Source organism: Flavobacterium sp., assembly GCF_049590715.1.
In the GTDB taxonomy this organism is placed as follows: Bacteria; Bacteroidota; Bacteroidia; order Flavobacteriales; family Flavobacteriaceae; genus Flavobacterium.
In genome coordinates this window covers 1-4472 of record NZ_JBAWDL010000187.1, presented here as the reverse complement: position 1 = coordinate 4472, position 4472 = coordinate 1, and the positions used below count along the sequence as shown (strand labels likewise).

At 34.3% G+C, this 4472-nt stretch carries 4 protein-coding genes; all 4 read right to left on the bottom strand.

Annotation, left to right across the window (positions count from 1 at the left end; genetic code table 11):
- Positions 1 to 797: type I methionyl aminopeptidase (map, locus tag WBQ70_RS08555; protein WP_423912922.1), on the bottom strand; the 797-nt coding region annotated here is incomplete at its 3' end.
- 42 nt (positions 798 to 839) lie between these two features.
- Positions 840 to 2249, bottom strand: coding sequence for a TolC family protein (locus WBQ70_RS08550; protein ID WP_423912919.1), 1410 nt, complete (start codon positions 2247 to 2249; stop codon positions 840 to 842).
- Positions 2249 to 3604: an HlyD family secretion protein gene (locus tag WBQ70_RS08545; RefSeq protein WP_423912918.1), complete on the bottom strand. Its 1356-nt coding sequence runs from the start codon at positions 3602 to 3604 to the stop codon at positions 2249 to 2251. The genes WBQ70_RS08550 and WBQ70_RS08545 overlap by 1 nt, the downstream gene beginning before the upstream one ends.
- Positions 3605 to 3608: 4 nt before the next feature.
- On the bottom strand, positions 3609 to 4472 hold an 864-nt coding region (locus WBQ70_RS08540), incomplete at its 5' end, for an ATP-binding cassette domain-containing protein (protein ID WP_423912915.1).

The window sequence follows — 4472 nt, the reverse complement described above, 5'->3', positions numbered from 1 at the left end:
CTAAACTCATCTTCCTCATTACTAACTATTCCTAATGCTTGATAAACATAAGCAAACGTAGATAATAATTCAGGTTTTCCGTCTACAAGAGCGATGTCGTGTTCGAAATGAGCCGATGGTTTTCCGTCAGCGGTTAGGATTGTCCAACCGTCTTTCAGTTGTTTGATGTTGCGGGTTCCTTGATTGATCATCGGTTCTAGTGCAATCACCATTCCTTCGACAAATAGTTTTCCACGACCACGTTTTCCGTAGTTTGGCATTTCAGGGTCTTCGTGCATTTTTTGACCTAAACCGTGACCTACAAGTTCACGTACGACACCGTAACCATGACTTTCTGTATATTTTTGGATAGCATTACCCACATCTTCAACACGGTTTCCAGCTTTGAATTCGCGGATTCCTACATATAAAGATTCTTTGGTAACTTGTAATAATTTTTTGGTTTCAGGAGCAACTTCACCTACTTCAAAAGTATAAGCATGGTCTCCGTGATAGCCATTTTTAAATGCACCACAGTCAACTGAGATGATATCACCACTAACAAGAGGAGTGTTGTTTGGGATTCCGTGTACTACTTGAGCATTTGGGCTCATACATAAGGAATTTGGAAAACCATATAAACCTAAGAAACTTGGTTCAGCACCATGGTCTCTAATAAACGTTTCAGCTAATTTGTCTAAATGTAAGGTCGTTACACCTTCTTTAATCTCTGAAGCAATCATTCCTAATGTCTTGGATACAATTAAAGCACTTTCGCGCATTAATTCAATTTCTTCACGTGATTTTACTATAATCATAGTTTTGAATTTTGAGTTGGCAAAAGTACAATTTTAATTGATTTAATCAGGATTTGCTATTATTTTATATAGTTCAGAATTAGAGATACAAAACTCGTTATTCAAAGCAATTGCATTTAATTGCGCTGTAATCAAACTACTTTCTCTACTATTTATTAGAAAAAGGGAACTTTCGCCAAAAGTAAACAAGCGTTCTTCTGAGGTTAACATCGTTTTGTAGTTCTTTACCAGTTCATTTGCTAGACTACGTTGTCTGAATAAAGAATTGATGATTTCTTTTTGTGCGTTGATTTTGTTTTGAAGTTGTAGACGTTCTAAATTCAATGAATTCGATGTTTCTTGTAATTTGAATTTTGTTATTTTCAGGCCACCTCTTTCTTTTCTTAGGAATATTGGGTATGCGAAATCAATTCCAATTTTATAATTCTCGAATTTATAATTTTCAATATATTGAGGTTCGGATAAATAAGTGTAGCCAATGTTGATTTTTGGCAAAAGATAATTGGCTTTTAATTTACGTTCTACGTTCAATATATCAATTTTGCTTTCAATTGCATTTATTTTTGGATGTGCATCAATCGAAAAATCTACTTGTAAAAGATGGTTCGTTTTTAAGGTTTCTTGTATAGTAGCTTCAAGTTTTTTCTCAGGAAAAAGAGCCTCTGTTATTTCCATAGGAATGGTATTTTCGAGCCATAAAAAATTTGAAAGTTCTAGTTTTGCCTTGGTTAATTTTAGTTTTGAATTTTCTAAACTTAATTTTCGACTCGTTAGGCTAATTCCTGCTTCGATACTATCAATAGCTCTTTTGTCTCCTTGTTTGATAAGAGAAGCAACACCTTTGTATCGTATCTCAGAGTTGGTTTTGTATTGAGAATATAATTGGAACTCTTCATAATTACGTTTCCAGTTAAAATAAGCCATCGAAGCATCATATAGTATAGCAACTGCTTGTAGTTTTCTTTCGGATTGACTTAATTCTAATTGTAGTTTGGCTTTTCGTAAATCAGCCATTCGTTGATTGATCAGTAATCCTTGTCCTAGAGGAATAGAAATCCCTAATGAAGCTAATCCTTGATTGGGAACATTATTTTCGGGGTTAAGATAAACACCTTCGTTTTGGTCAAAGCCTGCTTTAATTTCGACCCCATACCAAGTTGGAATTTTAAAACTACTATTTAAAATCGAATAATAGGTTTTGTCTTTAAATTGTTTTTTGTCAAAATCAACTTCAATTTTTGGGTCGAATGCTCCTCTGGCAGCCATTAGATCAGCTTGTGCTTTGCTGATTTCTAAATTGGCGTTTTTTACTAAAGGATGAAATTTTTTGACATACCCTAGGTATTCTTCAAACGTAAATTCGAAGTTTTTTTGGGTCTCCACATCAGAGCTGTTATTTTGAGCGGTAAGGACAGCACTGAGTAGCAGTAAGATCAGAAATATAGTTCTCATTATTTTTTAGCTTTTGAGGTCTTGGCACCCGTTTGTGTTTGATAATAGTCAGGCGGGAATCCGTTTAATGTTCTCCAGATTTCAAACCAAACAGGAACCGTTTTTAACAAGGCAATTGTTTGTGCACCTGAACCTATACTCAGTTGTTTTGGCCATTTGATATCCTCTGGGTCTGGAGCAATCAAGACTCTAAATTTTCCGTTCTCGCTGATGAAATTTTCGATAGCCACAATTTGCCCACCAAAAGTTCCGTAGGACATATCAGGCCATCCTGAGAATACTATTGTAGGCCATCCGTCAAACCATACTCTTACTTTGGCTCCTTTTGAAATCAAAGGAAGATCCAGCGGATTTACATAAGTCTCTACAGCAATATCGTATTGTGACGGCATGATAGTGGCAATAGGAGTTCCTTCCTTTATGGTTTCGCCAATTCCTGCTTGCAAAGCTCTATTGATATAGCCATCTTGAACGGCTTTGATGTAATACATATCGTTACGAATACTATAATTAGCATGCTGGTTTTCTAATTTACTCACTTGTGCTTCAGTATCGTACTGGCTACTCATAGCGGTATATTGATCACTTTGAGCTTTGGATAATTTCTCGCTGTATTCAGCTGAAATTCGGCTAATTTCGAGTTGGGAATTGATTAAATCATTTTTACTCGTTAATAATTTGTTCTCCTGAGTGATTATTTTAGCTTCAGATTCTTGTAATTTCAACCTTTTCTCCTCGACATCTGTTAGTGGTTTTAATCCTTCGCTTTGTAATTGAATGGCTCTATTGTATTGTGTTTGCGCAATTTTTAATTGTGTTTTTATGGCCACTAAATCTATCGAATCACTTTTTATCTTAAATCGTGATTGTTTGATTTTATTTTCGGCTTGTTCCAGTTTTAATTTTCTTTCACTAGTGATAGATTGCATTTGGTTTGAAAGAGCTCCTACTTTTGAATCATATGAAGCCATAGCATTTTTCTTAGCATTCACTTGATTTTTAGTATTTCGAACTAAATTAGAATCCATATAATCCTCTTTTATTTCCGAAATAAATAAAATAGTATCTCCTTTTTTTACAAAATCTCCCTCTTGTACATACCATTTTTCTATTCGTCCAGAAATGACACTTTGTATTGATTGGGGTCTTTGATTGGGTTTTAATGTCGTCACTGACCCTTTTCCTGAAATGTTTTGAGTCCAAGGCAAGAACAAAGAAATCAAACCAAGTATCGAAACAATAGTTATGATTTTGTTTAAAATTTTGTAATGCGGTCTTGTTTCTAAATCTCTTACTGTCTTATAACGTTGTAAGTTGGTAGCAGTTTGCTTATTGTTGTCAGAAATATTTAGCATGTTTTTATATTTTAGAATCTAGTATGATTTTTCCTTTTTCTAAGGTGATTTGGCGATTGCATTTTACTTTCCAATATGGATTTTTTGACGAAACGATAATGGTCCATTTATGTTCGTCAGCAGTCAAGAAATCAATGATAGCATTTGATACGTTTTCATCCATCGTATCTGTTGGATCTTCATAAAACAAAATTTTAGGCTTGGTGATGATGCTTCGAGCCAAGATGATTTTTTGTGCATTTGAAGATGACAATTGTTTTCCTTCTGGAAAAAGTGGTGTTGCTAATCCTTGCGGTAATGATTTGATAAAATCAGTTAATTGAACTCCATCAATTGCCCATTTGATATCTTCGTCAGTTATCGCAGAATCATTAAAAGTAATATTCTCTAAGACACTGCCTTCAAAAGGTGTTTCGCCATAAATAATACTGGAAAGGTGCGCACGGTATTGATTGAAATTTATTTTTTTGAAAGTATCATCATTAATGTATAATGCTCCCGAAGTAGGTTGTGTTAAGCTAGACAAAATACGAATTAAGGTAGTTTTTCCAGAGCCATTTTGCCCGTTGATAAAAATACGTTCTGATTGATTGATTGTTAAGGAAATGTCGTTTAAGATCTTGATTTTTGAATCTGGAAATTTGTAGCTGATGTGCTCTGCTTGTAATGAAATGGAGTTATAACAAGAATTATAATCTGTTGGAAATTCCTCTTCCAAAGCCATATCTGTAACCTGACCTATTTTTTCAACAGAAGTTAAAACATCGTAAAAAGTTTCCAAACCAATAATTATTTTTTCAACAGAATTAATTACTAGCAGAATTACAATTTCGGCCGCTACAAACTGTCCCATATTCATTTCTTGTGA

Excerpts from the sequence above, each read along its gene's own strand:
- WBQ70_RS08550 (WP_423912919.1), bottom strand. The coding sequence starts at position 2,249 with ATGAGAACTATATTTCTGATCTTACTGCTACTCAGTGCTGTCCTTACC.
- WBQ70_RS08545 (WP_423912918.1), bottom strand. The coding sequence starts at position 3,604 with ATGCTAAATATTTCTGACAACAATAAGCAAACTGCTACCAACTTACAA.